Below are 16,356 nucleotides of genomic sequence, written 5' to 3'. Positions count from 1 at the left end.
AGTAAATAGGAAGGCAAATAGAACTTTTCAATCGGCAAACTATATTCAATACGGAACTTTTCACACTCCCCCCTTAGGATTACCTACAGTGAAATTTTAAATTTTCCCATATAAACAACCGTCTACCCAAGATTAATTAGGTAGACGGTTTTACAAACAATGTATACAGCGCCATATCTTCTATAAGTAGTAGTTTCCTTTCAATTCCCTTCATCCAGCAGTAGTCAATCGTATGACGCCTGAAAAAGTACCTTGTAAAACGAGTTTCTCCTCTTGATTCGTACAGGAAAATGAAGTAGAGATTGACATTCTATTCGGTTTCTTTTCCACGAACTCGTCAATCGTCACTTCGCAAACGATTGTGTCTCCCGTGAAAACTGGTCTTAAAAATTCAAAGTTCATCGTTCGCGCAAGCACGTTATTATCTCCGCCTATTTTGGTCGGTAATGTAGCCGTTAGTAAGCCTTGCACAACGACTCTTCCAAGTTCATCAGGATGCGTATGATGGTTCCCCTCATCTCCTGATAAGTTTGTAAACAAGGCAACATCTTCATTTGTAAATTTTCGTTCAAATTTCAGAACGTCCCCAACTGTTAAAGTCAATCTTCATCCCCCCTATCTATATGACTTTAAAAATCATCGAACCGCTTGCTGTTTCATGACATATTCCATTAATCCCATCGAGCTGACATCCATATCTAGCTTTATAATGTCAAAAACGGCGTGGTCTTTCGATATATTTTGTTGTTGTAAATGATTTTGGACTTTCTTGAATAAACGAGCACTTAATGCGTGGTGATCTTGTCCTTCCGAATAGACAGCATTTGCTTCTTTTACAAAGATAGGTAACCATGCTTCCACTTGGTTCAACGCTTCCTCGACATTGGTCGTATATCCGTAATGTCCAAAATATAAATAATCAAGATTCATCGCCCGCATTCGGTCAATGGCGTGTTGCATTGCCTCTGCGTTAAATTGGTTTGGTGAGGTAGAAGGAAGGAAAAGTTGAACACCATCCTCAATAAGTTGCTCATAGCGAATCCCGACTGTATCTCCCGTAAACATGCCATTACTAACTGGATCATAGATAGCAAGATGGTGATTCGAATGTCCCGGAGTATCCCAAAACTGTAAAGTACATGCTTCCCCAATCGTTAATGTATCTCCTTCGCCTTTAATGAGAAGGCGTTCTTCAGGTATTGGCAAAATTGGATCAAATAATGCGTCAAACTTATCTCCATACACTGCTTTTGCACCTGCAATAAGTCTTTCAGGTTGTGCTAAATGACGTGCCCCTCTTGCATGAACGACGACAGTTGCATCTGGACATTCCTTCAATAATAATCCTGCACCGCCTGCATGATCTAAGTGGATGTGGGTCACAATAATATACTTTACATCAGCTACAGTACGTCCAAGTTGTTTTAACCCTTCTCGAATATGTTGAACAGATGGACTCGGACCTGTTTCAACAATCGTTAAATCGCGTTCATTAATGACATAGATCCCCGTTCTATGTTCAATTCCTAAATCAAACCCATCAATTAGTTCCACTCGCTGTTGTTTGACCATTTTCCATTCCCCCTTAATTCCGATGATTGAATATTCATTCACATTATAACATGAAATGAATAATTCAGATATAGATGTCTCATGGTGATTGGAGCTAGCATCCCTTAATAAAAACAAGCCCTCCACTCAATAACGGAAGGCTTATTCTTTCAAACACCCTATTCTTTTATTTGAATCTATTTATAGTTTGAAACGGCTTACAACTTCCTCCAATTGTAACGCCAAATCATTTGTTTCCATAGAACGATTTGTCACTTCATCAATAGAGGCCGTTGTTTCTTCTGTTGCTGCTGAAATATTCATCGACATATCTTCAATGGTATGAATTTCACGTGTCAATTCTGTAATCAACTGAACAACTTGTTCCGAACTTTCTGCTTCTATTGTTGTCGAAGCAGAGATTGAACTGATTTCATCTACAGTTTCAGAAACTGCCTGAGCAACTTGACTGAGCGATTCAGCAGTTAAACGAACCGTATGCGTACCTGATTCAATAAGCGCTGTACTTTCTTCTGTTGACGATACAACTTGTTGTATGTGTGATGTAATATCAGCAACTAGTTTTTCAACCTCAAGTACTTCGCTATTTGATTGTTCAGCGAGATTTCTAACTTCTTCAGCAACTACCGCAAACCCTTGACCATGTTCTCCCGCTCGTGCTGCCTCAATCGATGCATTCAATGCCAATAAGTTTGTTTGTGCAGCAATGCCAGCGATTGTACTCGTAATGTCTTGGATTTTTTTTGTAGACTCGATCAGATTTTGAATCGTATTTCCAGAGTCAACCGATGCAAGACGTATTTTTTCCATATCTTCGTTAATTTCATTTGCTCTTTGTTGACCTTCTTCTGCTACTTGCATCGTTGCTTTAGAATTTTCTACAGACCCATCCGCCGTCACTTTAGAAGCTTGAATATTATCTGCCAATGTCCCTAGAATTGTTGAAGCATGTTCAGCATTCGCAGTTCCATTTGAAATTGAAATTGTGACGTCGCTCATATTACCAGCAACTTGCTGAAGTGCATCGTGCATTTCATTTAAAGACATTGCCGTTTCCGATGAATTCTTTGACAATTGAACTGCCGTTGATTTCATCGTTCCGATAATCGTACGCAAATTAGCCGTCATCATATTTAACGTACGCGCTAAATCGCCAATTTCATCTCGACTATTCACAACAGTATCTTCAATCGCTAGATTTCCATCTGCAATTTCTCTTGCATGGTTAATGAGCGAAGAAATTTGACTTGTTTTACGTCTAATTAAGTAAATCGTAATACTCGCTGCGATCACCATAGGAATTAAACTAATTAACAGCCCATTTCGAACAACTTCCCAAGTTCTTTCTGATACAATTGCATTATTAAAATCGATTACACTAATGGCAATCACATCACCTGATGAATCATGATTTTCAAAAATCGGTGCATAGCCTGATAAGCGCTCTATTCCTGCAAATTCATAAGGTTTCGAATAAGTCGGATGCTTCGTTTCTAATAATGTAGAAATCGCATCTTCATCTAATGGAATAGCATCTCCTAGTTCTACTCCTCTTGCCTTTAAGTTATCATCCATAGCAAGAAGATTACCTTCTAAGTCGGTGATGTATTGCGTTTCAAAGATATCTTTATGTGCAGTCGTCCAGTTTAATTGCTTCCCCACTGCTTCCATCGTATTTGCATCACCATTTTTAATTTTAATAATGTCACCGGGTTCAATTAATCCTGTCGTGATGTTCGCACATCCATATGCTTCTACTCCAGCCGCGTCATATAATTTATCATAAGCTGTTTTATAGGTAGCGAAAGAAGTAATCGCTAACATCGCAACCATGATTCCAACAATTATGGCGCCTAACTGAAATGTTAATGTGTTTTTCAAACCCCTACCTCCTCATATGTGAAAAAAGCTTCATAAACTATGTACCTATTTCATCATACTCCAAATGAGTCCAGACGCCTAGCCAATATGTGACAATATTCTTACACGCTATACGAACAAAACGAGAAGCGGGCCAATTAACGAGCCAATGATTGCACTGATTGTCATCGAAACAGATGCCATGGATAATGCCAGTTCTCCGTATTCAGTTGATTTTGCAACACCTAATGCATGAGATGCACTGCCCAATGCAAGTCCCTTTCCAAGTCGACTTTCAATACCTGTATATTTCATCACATAGGGACCTACAATAATTCCACTAAACCCAGCAATCATGACAAAAATAGCCGTTAAAGAGGGAATACCTCCCATTGTCTCACTGATTTGAATTGCAACAGGTGTCGTGATTGACTTAGGAATAACGGTATATATAATTTCTTCTTCAACTTTAAACAATTTCGCGAAAAAGATAATGCTCCCCATTGCAGTAATTAAGCCGGTTGAGATGCCTAGTAAAATCGCATTTTTATATTGCATCATAATTTTTCTTTGGTTGTATAAAGGATAGGCAAGTGCAACCACACATGGGCCTAAAAATTGTTCAATCCACTTTCCCCCCTTCATATAATCAGCGTAAGGAATGCCGAATATAATTAGCCCTATACAAATTAGGGTCGTTGTCGTTAACATTGGATGGAAAAAAGCAAATGGATAACGACGATATACTCGCCTCATCACCAAAAATAAACCTACCGTCGTACTAATTGCGGTAAATGGCGTCAATAAGCTTTGCATACTAGGATTCCCCCCTTACATTCTTCTTTTCATACCATTCACTCATTCGTCCCGCGACAATCATCGTTAGGAAGGTACTGACCATGACGATAAGTATAAGGATAAGTCCTTTCATCGAAAGAAATTCAGGGTGTTGGACAATCCCAACAGTAGCTGGAATGAAGAAAAGTGGTAAAATAACTAATAATAACCCTGCCCCTTCCTTAATAAATGATTCGGGTATGATACGAAAATATAATCCGATCAATAATATTAGTAGACCAATAATACTTCCAGGTATCGATAAGCTTAAAATATTAGAAATAAACTCCCCTAATGCACTTAATAGATACAAGCCTGCTATTTGGATAATGATAAGAAGTATTTTTTTAAGCGGGACATCTAGTATTTTTTTCATTCACAATCACCCTTTCACACAGTTAAAACAATAGAATATCAATTTTAAGCGATATGTAAGTCCATTTCATCATTCGTTATCCTAAAATTAAATACGACCACCTTAATACTTTATCAATAGAAAAAGGCTAGGTCTAGAATCTTTTGCAAGATTATCCTAGCCTAGCACTTAATGATGCGATATTGTAAAATTTTACTTGTTTAATACTGAATGAATTTTATCTTTTGCTTCAAGTCGACGTTTGTGTAAAATCGGCTCTGTATATCCATTCGGTTGATTCAATCCTTCAAAAACCAATTCGCAAGCTGCTTGGAAGGCAATCGAGTCGTCAAAGTTAGGTGCCATTGGGCGATACAAGGCATCCTCTTTATTTTGCTCATCTACTACGACAGCCATTCGCTTCATCGTTTCGCGTACCTGGTCTTCTGTACAAATGCCGTGGTATAACCAATTCACAATATGCTGACTGGAAATTCGTAATGTTGCACGGTCTTCCATAAGCCCTATATCATTAATATCTGGCACTTTGGAACAGCCTACCCCTTGGTCAATCCAACGTACAACATAACCTAAAATACCTTGTGCATTATTATCTAGTTCTTCTTGAATTTCTTCCGGGCTCCAATTTGGATTATTCTCTAAAGGAAGTTCTAAAATGGCATCTTGTATGTCTTCAGAATGCGTAATTTTCTTCTGAACTTGCTGAACATTTACTTGATGGTAATGTAACGCGTGTAAAGTTGCTGCAGTTGGAGAAGGAACCCAAGCGGTGTTTGCTCCAGCTTGTGGGTGGTTAATTTTCTCTTCTAGCATTTGTGCCATTTTATCCGGCATTGCCCACATGCCTTTTCCAATTTGCGCATGACCAGGTAAACCACAATCAATTCCTACGCCAACATTCGACTGTTCATAAGCTTTTAACCAAGTTGTCTTTTTCATGTCATTTTTACGAATCATAACGCCAGCTTCCATAGATGTATGAATCTCATCACCGGTACGATCTAGGAAGCCCGTATTAATAAATGCAATTCTTTCTTTCACTTCACGAATACAAGCTTTTAAGTTTAATGAAGTACGGCGTTCTTCGTCCATGAGTCCTATTTTAATCGTATGTCGTTCCAAACCAAGCATATCCTCTATACGGTTAAATAGTTTATTTGCGAACGCAGCTTCTTTTGAACCATGCATTTTAGGTTTTACAATATAGATAGAATCATGTTGGGAATTTTTAAATGTATTTTCCTCGTCTAAATTATGAAGCGCTAAAAGAGATGTGATGACACCATCCAGTAATCCTTCATAAACTTCTTCGTTGTGTTTATCTAGCACGGCAGGATTTGTCATTAAATGACCGACATTTCGGATGAAAATTAGTGACCTGCCACGTAATTCCAACTTTTCTTCTGAAGGTGTTCTATATAAACGGTCTGGGTTTAAAGATCTTGTCATCGTTTGGCCGTCTTTTTCAAAAGATGAAGTTAAATCTCCCTTCATTAAGCCTAGCAAATTTCGATAAACTTCTACTTTATCTTCCGCATCTACGGCTGCTACTGAATCTTCGCAGTCCATAATTGTTGATAGTGCGGCCTCCAAATAAACATCTTTTACACCTGCTGGATCCGTTTTTCCAATGGGATGGTTGCGATTGATTTGAATTTCTAGATGAAGTCCGTTATTGATGAATAAGAGAGCAGTTGGATTTGTAGAAAGGCCTCGAAAACCTTTAAATTGTGACGGGTCTTCTAAAGAAGTTGTTTGACCGTCTTCTGTGTGCGCATAGACTGTACCATTTTCAATAAGATAATTTTGGATTTGCTGATGCTTTGTATCCTTAAAAGGAATTGTGTTATCCAAAAAACGCTTCGCATAAGAGATCACTGCATTCCCACGAACCGGATTGTATTGTTTTCCAGTTTCTTGCCCATTATCGCTAGGAATAACATCCGTTCCGTAAAGTGCATCGTATAAACTGCCCCATCTTGCATTCGCAGCATTCAAAGCATAACGGGCGTTGTTGACTGGTACGACAAGTTGTGGCCCTGCCTGATGAGCAATTTCATGATCAACATTGCTAGTAGAAACTTTAAAGTCTTCAACTTTGGACTCTAAATAGCCAATCTCCTCCAGAAAGTCTTTATATTGCTTTAACTCAATTGTGCCTTGATTATTTTTATGCCAATTATTTATTTGCTTTTGGAATGTTTCACGCGCTAACAATAGTTGTTTATTTTCTGGCGTTAATTCATGAATGATTTCACTAAAACGCACCCAAAAATCTGCTTGTTCAATACCGGAATTTGGTAATGCTTCATCGTTAATAAAATTATAAAGAATTTCAGAAACTTTTAGGTCATTTACTTGCACATAGTTTTCCATTGAATATTCCCCCATTTTATTCGTATGAAAACGTCTCTATATCTTTATGTCCGATATAGAGACGTATGTGTTCGTCACTCTTCATGTCTACCGATGCAACGTTCACATTCGTAAACAACAGATTCAATTTTTTCAATATATCTTTCCCCACATTCCGGACATTCTTTTTCCTGAGACATTCTAATCATTTCAGTATTTTTCATATTAATCTCCTCCACTTTTTATTATTTTCCCACATGGGATTATGAGTTGTTTTTGTTTTTCAAATCATATTTGGCGCTTAGGGAAGCCTTTTACCCGACTTCCCTTTCATCAAGCGCCTGTTATTACTATTAAGCATTAATCCGATTTATAGTTTTAAATTAAACAAATTGCGCTTCTTCAGTTGACCCTGTCATTGCTGTCGTTGAGGATGTACCACCTGAAATAACTTGTGTTACATCATCGAAGTAACCTGTTCCAACCTCACGTTGATGTCTCGTTGCTGTATACCCTTTTGGCTCGCTCGCGAATTCAGCTTGCTGTAGCTTAGAGTAAGCTGCCATGCCGTTATCTTTATACTCGTGTGCCAATTCAAACATACTGTGGTTTAGTGAGTGGAAGCCCGCTAATGTAACAAACTGGAATTTGTAACCAAGTTTTCCAAGTTCCCGTTGATAATTTGCAATTTCTTCATCAGATAAAGCAGCTTTCCAATTAAATGATGGTGAACAGTTGTAAGCAAGCAATTTATCAGGGTATTCAGCATGAATTGCGTCTGCGAATTGTTTTGCTTCTTCTAGATTTGGTGTAGACGTTTCACACCAAATTAAATCTGCGTATGGTGCATATGCAAGACCTCTTGAAATCGCTTGGTCAATACCTGCACGTGTACGGAAGAAACCTTCTGGCGTTCTCTCCCCTGTGATAAACTCCTGGTCAACTGGATCAATATCGCTCGTAACCATATCTGCAGCATCTGCATCCGTACGTGCGATAATAATGGTTGGAACACCAAGAACATCTGCAGCTAAGCGTGCCGCTGTTAGATTACGAATCGCGTTTTGCGTTGGAAGTAATACTTTTCCTCCTAAGTGACCACATTTCTTTTCTGAAGCTAATTGGTCTTCTAAGTGAACTCCAGCTGCACCTGCTTCAATCATGCCCTTCATTAATTCGAAAACGTTTAGTGGACCACCAAATCCAGCTTCCATATCCGCGACAATCGGTGCAAACCAATCGAACCCATCTCCTCTGCCTTCTGCGTGGTCGATCTGGTCTGCTCGCTGAAGTGCTTGGTTGATTCGCTGTACAACTTTTGGAACACTGTTTGCTGGATATAAACTTTGGTCCGGATACATTTGACCAGCTAAGTTCGCATCTGCTGCTACTTGCCAACCACTTAAGTAAATTGCTTGTAAACCTGCTTTTACTTGTTGAACAGCTTGGTTTCCAGTTAGTGCACCAAGTGCATTGACGAAGTCTTCCTCATGAATTGATTTAAATAAACGAGCTGCACCTTTTTGCGCTAGCGTATATTCAATCTGAAGAGAACCTCTTAATTTTACAACATCCTCCCCGCTGTAATTACGTTTGATTCCTTTCCATCTTGGGTCAGTTGCCCACATTTCTTCTAATTGTTTTGCTTGTTCTTCCCTTGTTGTCATCCTACTCATCCTCCCAATAGTTAAAAAGTTTTGATTAAACTGTTTTACAACAGATTTAATTCTTGTATACTAATCTATAACAGAATCTTATTTCTGTCATACTATTTAGATAGAACAGACTATTCCGTGACAAAGCAGCTTATAGTAGGATGAATAAGATTGTAGAAATTAACACAAGGGGGAAAAGTGGAATGGGAATTGAAGCGGCTGTACAATATGTAAGTATTTTAAAAGAATGGTTACCAAAAGAAGCCTCGGTTGCAGTTATAGCCAATGGACGCTATTTGTATTATGCTCCTGGCATGCATGACATCCGAATTGTAGTTGGTCAATCAGTTGAAGCTAACAATATTGTTCATGATGTAGTGAAAAAGAAACTTAAAGTTGAAAAGTATATGCAAGGTGATGAAAACTGCTCTTCTTATTACGGGATTGGTTATCCAGCGATAGTAGATGATAAAGAAGGAGTCGTCCTTGTGATTTTGCCTCCGGATTATCATTCACTTTATAAAGAACCAATGACTTTTTTAACTGGCAGAAATGAAGACTGTTGGTGCCCAATTGCAGTTGACAAAATATCACATATTGAAAGCTTACAAAAGAAAACATGGTTTTATAAAAATGATGTAGCTTATCAATCTATCTATACATTAAAAGATTTAGTTGAACAATTGCCGAATTTCTTTCTACGCATCCATCGTTCTTACATCGTAAATATTCAACATATTTTAGAAATTTCGCGTGATTTTTCATCAAATATGTTGATTACCCTAAAAAACGGCACCGTATTACCTGTCAGTCAATCTTATTCAACACATATTCGCAAAACGCTTGGATTTTAATATTTTAAAAAATATAAATGCTACCCCAATAATCGGCTTATTTAATTCCTTCTATAGAGGTAGTTTTTAAGTAGCTGTTTGTCGTTCAATTTAAAAAACTTGGAATCTCTTAGGGTTGATTTTATCCTTCAAATGTGTTAAAAATTATAAATCTAAACACTCATTTAACGTACCATCCGTTTAACTATTTACCGGAACGCCTACACTATTTACAACAGTAAAAAAAATGAGTTGAATTCCAATTCTGGATATAGAAAATCAATCGAAAAGAGGACTTAATTATGGAAAATGTCACTGCTCTTGAATTACATCGAAAGCATCAAGGGAAAATGGAGATTCAATCAAAAGTACCCCTTGAAAATCAAGTCGACCTAAGTTTAGCGTATTCACCTGGCGTCGCTGATCCATGTGTCGAAATTCATAATGAACCGAAAAATGTGTATGACTATACGATGAAAGGCAATCTTGTTGGCATCGTAACGGACGGAACAGCTGTCTTAGGTCTCGGTGACATTGGTCCCGAAGCTGCTTTACCTGTTATGGAGGGGAAAGCATTACTCCTTAAGAAATTTGCAGATATTGATGCGTTTCCAATTTGCTTAGATACGACCGATACGGAAGAAATTATTCGAACTGTCAAAGTTCTAAGCCCTACATTTGGAGGCATTAATTTGGAAGATATATCAGCACCTCGTTGTTTCGAAATTGAAGAGCGTTTAAGAGAAGAATGTTCAATTCCGGTGTTTCATGATGATCAACACGGAACAGCTATCGTTGTTTCAGCAGGACTTATGAATTCATTGAAATTGGTCAATAAAGAAATTGAAAATATCAAAGTTGTTGTCAATGGTGCAGGAGCTGCTGGGATTGCAATTACTAAATTGCTCCTATCACTTGGCGTAACGAATATCATTATGTGCGATTCAAAAGGCATAATCTATAAAGAACGCCCACATGGTATGAATGAACAAAAAGAATTTATTGCTGAAATTACAAATCGCTCAAATGAAACAGGCGATTTAAAAAATGCTTTAAAAGATGCAGATGTGTTCATCGGGGTTTCTGTTGCTAATGTTTTAACAAAAGAATTAATTGATCAAATGAAGGATGAACCGATTGTTTTTGCACTTGCTAATCCAATGCCAGAAATCCTTCCAGACACTGCGAAAGAGTTCGGCGTTAGAGTCATCGCAACAGGACGTTCGGATTTTGCGAACCAAGTAAATAATGTATTAGCTTTCCCGGGAATTTTTAGAGGCGCATTAAATGTCCGAGCAATCGATATTAATGACGAGATGAAATTAGCCGCAACGAGAGCGATTGCATCTTTAATAGAGCCTGCTGAGCTACATGAAGACTATGTGATTCCTAATCCTTTTGATTCAAGAGTTGTAGAAGCTGTTTCAAAAGCTGTGAGCGAGGCAGCCATCCAAACAGGTGTTGCACAAATATCCTTGCAAAAATAAATAAACGCAATAACGAGTGAATTCGACATCAACACCCTGCGAAATTCACTCGTTTTTCCATAGTCAATTACGCCTTGGTTTCATCTAGTTAACATTTTATTTAAATTATGGGATTATATAGAAAGTCTGACAATTATACAAAGTTTTATGATATAATCGAGTCTAATAGTAAGAATATTATAACTTTGGAGTGATGTAGATGTATGTTCCTATGAATCTATTACAGTTTTTGGATCGTGCAGTGACAGTTTATGGGGAGAAATGTGCGGTCATTGATTATGAAGAAGGTCGAACTTTTACGTACAAAGAACTCGCAACACGGGTGAATCAACTTTCCCATGGCCTTCGTTCTCTTGGTGTTCAAAAAGGAGATAAAGTGGCCTATCTTGCACCAAATACCGTGGAAATGTTAGAAGGTTTTTATGGAATCTTTCAACTCGGTGCGACGATGGTTCCACTAAATATTCGCTTGAAACCAGAAGACTATGTATTTATTTTAAATCATAGCGAATCAAAAGTACTTTTTGTTGATCAAGATTTGCTAACTTTAATCGAACCTATTAAACATCAATTAGAAACCGTGGAAACAATTATCGTTCATTATGGTGATGACACTTCTAACGAAATTAGTTATGATAAATGGCTTAATTCGTTTCCTGAAAATCAGTTTGAACGTGCACCTGTTGATGAATTCGATGTTTGTAGCTTATTGTATACGAGCGGTACAACAGGTAATCCAAAAGGGGTTATGTTAACTCATCGTAGCAATTACTTACACGCTTTATCAGCCATGCATCACCTTCGCGTGCATGATGACGATATTTATTTACATGTTTTACCGATGTTTCACGTAAACGGTTGGGGATCGCCTTTTTACTACACTGCAAATGGTGCAACGCATATTTGCTTACGCAGAGCAACTCCAGCTAAAATTTTCGATGCGATTCATAAGCACAAGGCGACAGCTGTCCATATGGCGCCTACCGTTTTAAACTCACTTCTACAGCTTCATGATGAAGCGAAGCCGGAGACTGGTGAAAATGTTCGAGTTATGATTGCTGGCTCTGCGCCACCTCCAGCGTTTATCCGACGTGTTGAAGATGAACTTGGTTGGACGTTTATCCAAGTATACGGCATGACAGAAACATCACCACTAACATTAACTTCAGCTTCACGTTCAACGGAAGAACATTTAACAGAAGAGCAAAAAGTTCGCTTAAAAGCAAAAGCCGGTTATCCAATGATTGGATGCGATGTCCGCGTCGTTGATGAAAATGGCAATGAGGTTCCACATGATGGACATTCACTTGGCGAAATTGTTGTATATGGTCATGGTGTTATGAAAGGCTATTGGAAAAATAAGGAAGAGACTGAAGAAGCCATTCAAAATGGTTGGCTACATACTGGGGATATGGGTACAATAGATGAATTTGGTCACATTGACATTACGGACCGCAAAAAAGATATTATTATTTCAGGCGGAGAAAATATATCTTCCATTGAAATTGAAGGCGTTCTTTACGAACATCCATCCATTCTAGAAGCCGCTGTTATTGCAGTCCCTCATGAAAAATGGGGAGAAACGCCTCATGCCTATATTGTTCTAAGAGAAGGACATACTTTAACTGAAGAAGAAGTCATTGCTTTTTCACGCTCTAAACTTGCCCATTTTAAAGCAGTTACAAGCATCACTTTTATTGATGAATTGCCAAAAACAGCTTCTGGTAAAATACAAAAAGTTCAACTGAGAAATGAGTACTGGGAAGCCAATCCAACAACAACTGGGCGATTCGTAAATTAATATACGCAAGATATGCAATTTATTTCACCGGAAACGAAACTAAAAGAGTTCAACAGTTTGTAACTTGTTGAACTCTTTTATGATTTCTATTTCTTCATCCTTCTACTGAATTGTCCCCATTATCGTCAATTAAACTTGCTAATACGTGTACGCGTAATATAATTCCTTTAATATGGTTGTCATCATCAACAACGACTATCGGATATTTCGATTCTAATGCTTTTGGAATAATATCTTGTACATATGCATCTGGTTTCACTGTATTAACGACTGGTAGAATCACTTCTTCTAATGGCTTTTTTTGCTTAATCCCTTCGATGGCATCATCGATGGTTACAATCCCACGTAAATGACGTTGTCGATCTGTTACGAAAACACTAGACATCCCGTGTTCACGCATCATTTTAACAGCAACATTCAAACCATCTTTCATAGACAGTAAACCATACGGTCTACTCATGATATGTTCAGCCTGCAAGATTTTCGAGCGGTCAATATCCCTAATAAACTCCGAAATATAGTCATTTGCTGGCTCTTCTAATATTTCTTCCGGCGTACCGACTTGTTCAACTTTACCGTCCTTCATGACCGCCACACGGTCCCCTAGTTTAAATGCTTCGTTGACATCATGTGTAATAAATATAATTGTTTTTTGCAAACGATTTTGTATATCAATTAGCTCTAGTTGCATTTCTCGACGAATTAACGGATCAAGTGCACTAAAAGGTTCGTCCATTAATAAAATATCTGGGTCATTCGCGAGCGCTCTCGCAATGCCAACTCGCTGCTGCATGCCACCGGAAAGTTCATCAGGATATTTATCTTCCCAACCTTTAAGTCCAACCAACTCTAAATGATGTTGAGCAATTTTGCGACGTTCCTCTTTCGATAACCCTTTAATTTCAAGACCGTATTCGATATTTCCTAAAATTGTTCTATGACTAAAAAGACCAAAATGTTGAAAGACCATCGCTATTTTTTGTTGACGATACTGTTTTAATTGTTGTGTGTTATACTCAACAATATTTTCACCATCAACGTAAATTGCTCCGGCATCTGGTTTATTTAATAAATTTAAACAACGAATTAATGTTGATTTTCCGCTTCCAGAAAGACCCATAATAACGAAAGTTTCGCCTTCCATAATATCCATAGAAGCATTGTAAACGCCTACTGTATGGCCAGTTTTCTCTAAAATATCCGTCTTCTCATCCCCTCTTTCAACCATTGGGATGATTTTTTTAGGTCTGGGACCGAATATTTTAGATACTTTTTCAACTTTTAATTTGACTGTCATGAGGCACTCCCCCTATGTTTTTGAAGACGATCGGCAATTCCACCTGTAATACGGTCAATAATAATCGCTAAAAAGACGATACTAATTCCCGCTTCAAATCCTAGTGAAATGTCAATTCGGTTTATCGCATAGAGAACGCGCTCCCCTAACCCTTGTGCACCGACCATAGAACCAACAACCGCCATTGCAAGTGCCATCATAGTTGTTTGGTTTACACCTGCCATGATTGTTGGTAATGCTTGAGGGAGTTGCACCTTCGTTAACATCTGCATAGTCGATGAACCAAAAGATTGTGCTGACTCTACTACTTCTTTATCAACATTTCGAATGGCTAGTTCAGTTAGACGCATTACGGGAGGCAATGCATAGATAATTGTTGCAATAACTGCTGGAACGTTTCCTAATGGAAAGAAGAAAATTACTGGAATTAAATAGACAAATGTTGGCATTGTTTGCATCGCATCAAGGATTGGTCTCATGATGGCTGAGAAAATGTTTTTAAATGCCATTAGAACACCGAAAGGAATTCCGATAAGCAAAGAGAGTATTACGGAGATTAATACGATAGAAATCGTTGTCATTGTTTCTGGCCATAATTCAAATGACCCGATTAAAAACATAAAAAATCCGAAAAGGATTCCACCTGGCAAATGAATAAAATACCAACCTAACGCAATCACAATCAGCATTAGAACCCACCAAGGAATCGTTAATAATGCACTTTCTAATCCTCTAATCGAAGAGGATGTGATGAAGAAAATAAAATCGAATAATGCTTGAAAATTGTCTGCTAAAAAATCAATAAAACTTTTTACAGCATCTCCAATTGGGATACGTATATCAGGAAATTCATTCATATGACCGGACTGTATAGACAGCCGCTTTCTCACCTCTTATTTTAGTAACGTTGGAAAATGAGCAAATTCACAATGACTCACTTTCCAATTATTTATTCACATAGTACTAAACATATACCCCTCGGCAACACTTAAACATTATCATTTTTATAACTGCGACGCCGAGTTAGCAAGCGCTTTCATTGGCTATTACAGCCAAACATTGTTCTACTTGTCGCAACTAAATATGTCTAGTAATTCTTTATCATTCTAATGAAGCAATCACTTTTTCAGCTACCTCATCAGAAACCCATATAGTCCAAATATCTTCATATTCCTTTAACCACCACTTAGCAGTTTCTTCTGCATCTTCATCCGTTGCTTCCATATGGTTGAGTGCTGCTTCTGTTAGCTCATTGCTAGTTTCATAGTTCTTTAAAAAATCAGCAACGTCCTTCGCTTGTGTTTCTAAATCTTTATGAATCGCTACAACAACGTCACTCGGTGCAAATTCAGTTCCTTTATTTTCATTCCAAATTTCCTCATCATATGGATGATCTTCTAACAAAGTTAGGTCATAGCTTGCTGTTACCCAAGTTGGCGACCAATAATACCCGACCCACGGCTCTCCTTTTGCATAAGCGCCGGCCAATGAGGCTACGATTGCTGAATCAGATCCGGGTGCTAAATAGTTATACTTTTCATCTAATCCGTATGTCTCCACTTTAGTCGCTAAATGTTCGCTCACAATCCAGCTCGAAGGTGCACCAACAATACGCCCTTTACTTTTCTCTTCTGGATCTTGGAAAATTTCTGGGTACTTCGCTAAATCTTCTACTGTTTTTAAATCTGGAGCAATTGGATCAATTCCTCTTTCTGCATCTCCTTCAATGACATAGGTAGGTACATAAAGCCCTTGCGTATTGTCATCAAAGTTCGTCGATAACTTCACAATTGTCCCTTTATCTAGTGCTGCTTCATAAACTTCTTTTAAATTATCTGTCCAAACTTCCATGTACACGTTAATATCACCTTGCTCTAAAGCTTGGAATGTAGCTGCAGATGTACCATTTGTCTCTTTTGTATCGTAGCCGTAACCTTCTTCAATAATTGTACGAGCGATACTATTATGTACCCGAATACTATCCCATCCAGCATCCGCAAAGTTAATTACGTCGATACTATCTTTCTTCGCTCCACTTCCTCCACAAGCTCCTAGCAGTAATACTAGACTCATAGAAATAATGATTGCAAATTTACGCATAACAGTTAAATCCCCTTTTCATTTTTGTTGTCTAAATATGTAGACCTCACTCCTCCTTCCATCACAAATTTGTGATTGTTATATTTAGGTATAATTTATATCATAACAGACTACGAAAGAAATACAATCCGACTATACAGTTTTTTCTGTATTTTCGTATTCAAAGTTATCATTATTTTAATA

At 37.9% G+C, this 16,356-nt stretch carries 14 protein-coding genes; 3 read left to right on the top strand and 11 right to left on the bottom strand.

Annotated elements, in window-relative coordinates; translation table 11 throughout:
• Positions 1–210: 210 nt before the first annotated feature.
• From BI350_RS08970 to aceA, 8 genes are all read right to left on the bottom strand, one after another.
• The gene (locus BI350_RS08970; RefSeq protein WP_075527787.1) at positions 211–603 is read right to left on the bottom strand and encodes an FAS1-like dehydratase domain-containing protein; all 393 of its coding nucleotides are present in this window, start codon (positions 601–603) and stop codon (positions 211–213) included.
• A gap of 33 nt (positions 604–636) precedes the next feature.
• The gene (locus BI350_RS08965) at positions 637–1,572 is read right to left on the bottom strand and encodes an MBL fold metallo-hydrolase (protein ID WP_075527786.1); all 936 of its coding nucleotides are present in this window, start codon (positions 1,570–1,572) and stop codon (positions 637–639) included.
• 180 nt (positions 1,573–1,752) lie between these two features.
• Complete coding sequence (locus BI350_RS08960) at positions 1,753–3,453, bottom strand: methyl-accepting chemotaxis protein (protein ID WP_245698239.1); 1,701 nt, start codon at positions 3,451–3,453, stop codon at positions 1,753–1,755.
• A gap of 108 nt (positions 3,454–3,561) precedes the next feature.
• Positions 3,562–4,248 carry an LrgB family protein gene (locus tag BI350_RS08955; RefSeq protein WP_075527785.1) on the bottom strand — a complete coding sequence of 229 codons (687 nt, stop codon included), beginning with the start codon at positions 4,246–4,248 and terminating at the stop codon, positions 3,562–3,564.
• Between the two features lies 1 nt (position 4,249).
• Complete coding sequence (locus tag BI350_RS08950; protein ID WP_075527784.1) at positions 4,250–4,645, bottom strand: CidA/LrgA family holin-like protein; 396 nt, start codon at positions 4,643–4,645, stop codon at positions 4,250–4,252.
• 192 nt (positions 4,646–4,837) lie between these two features.
• Positions 4,838–7,021, bottom strand: coding sequence for a malate synthase G (locus tag BI350_RS08945; protein ID WP_075527783.1), 2,184 nt, complete (start codon positions 7,019–7,021; stop codon positions 4,838–4,840).
• Positions 7,022–7,095: 74 nt separating this feature from the next.
• The gene (locus BI350_RS17130) at positions 7,096–7,224 is read right to left on the bottom strand and encodes a YhfH family protein (protein ID WP_211117152.1); all 129 of its coding nucleotides are present in this window, start codon (positions 7,222–7,224) and stop codon (positions 7,096–7,098) included.
• A gap of 159 nt (positions 7,225–7,383) precedes the next feature.
• Positions 7,384–8,667, bottom strand: coding sequence for an isocitrate lyase (aceA, locus tag BI350_RS08940; protein ID WP_075527782.1), 1,284 nt, complete (start codon positions 8,665–8,667; stop codon positions 7,384–7,386).
• 191 nt (positions 8,668–8,858) lie between these two features.
• Here aceA and BI350_RS08935 point away from each other — a divergent pair, with 191 nt between their 5' ends.
• The 3 genes from BI350_RS08935 (at position 8,859) to BI350_RS08925 (ending at position 12,776) form a co-directional block, all read left to right on the top strand.
• Positions 8,859–9,509, top strand: coding sequence for a LytTR family DNA-binding domain-containing protein (locus BI350_RS08935; protein WP_075527781.1), 651 nt, complete (start codon positions 8,859–8,861; stop codon positions 9,507–9,509).
• Between the two features lie 281 nt (positions 9,510–9,790).
• Positions 9,791–10,975 carry an NAD(P)-dependent malic enzyme gene (locus BI350_RS08930; RefSeq protein WP_075527780.1) on the top strand — a complete coding sequence of 395 codons (1,185 nt, stop codon included), beginning with the start codon at positions 9,791–9,793 and terminating at the stop codon, positions 10,973–10,975.
• Positions 10,976–11,174: 199 nt separating this feature from the next.
• Positions 11,175–12,776, top strand: coding sequence for a long-chain-fatty-acid--CoA ligase (locus tag BI350_RS08925; protein ID WP_075527779.1), 1,602 nt, complete (start codon positions 11,175–11,177; stop codon positions 12,774–12,776).
• A gap of 94 nt (positions 12,777–12,870) precedes the next feature.
• Here the strand turns inward: BI350_RS08925 and BI350_RS08920 are convergent, their stop codons facing one another.
• The 3 genes from BI350_RS08920 to BI350_RS08910 all read right to left on the bottom strand — a co-directional run bounded on the left by BI350_RS08920 (position 12,871) and on the right by BI350_RS08910 (position 16,173).
• Positions 12,871–14,073 (bottom strand): quaternary amine ABC transporter ATP-binding protein, encoded by a 1,203-nt coding sequence (locus BI350_RS08920; RefSeq protein ID WP_075527778.1) that lies wholly within the window; start codon positions 14,071–14,073, stop codon positions 12,871–12,873.
• Entirely contained in the window at positions 14,070–14,930 is an 861-nt protein-coding gene (locus BI350_RS08915; RefSeq protein ID WP_075527777.1) for an ABC transporter permease, read from the bottom strand. Before BI350_RS08915 ends, BI350_RS08920 begins: the two co-directional genes overlap by 4 nt.
• A gap of 244 nt (positions 14,931–15,174) precedes the next feature.
• On the bottom strand, positions 15,175–16,173 hold the full coding sequence (locus tag BI350_RS08910; protein ID WP_075527776.1) for an ABC transporter substrate-binding protein: 999 nt from the start codon (positions 16,171–16,173) through the stop codon (positions 15,175–15,177).
• Between the last annotated feature and the right edge of the window lie 183 nt (positions 16,174–16,356).

The sequence above is a fragment of the Sporosarcina ureilytica genome (assembly GCF_001753205.1).
In the GTDB taxonomy this organism is placed as follows: domain Bacteria; phylum Bacillota; class Bacilli; order Bacillales_A; family Planococcaceae; genus Sporosarcina; species Sporosarcina ureilytica.
The sequence above is the reverse complement of the archived record's forward strand: the minus strand, read 5'-3'. Positions and strand labels throughout refer to the sequence as shown.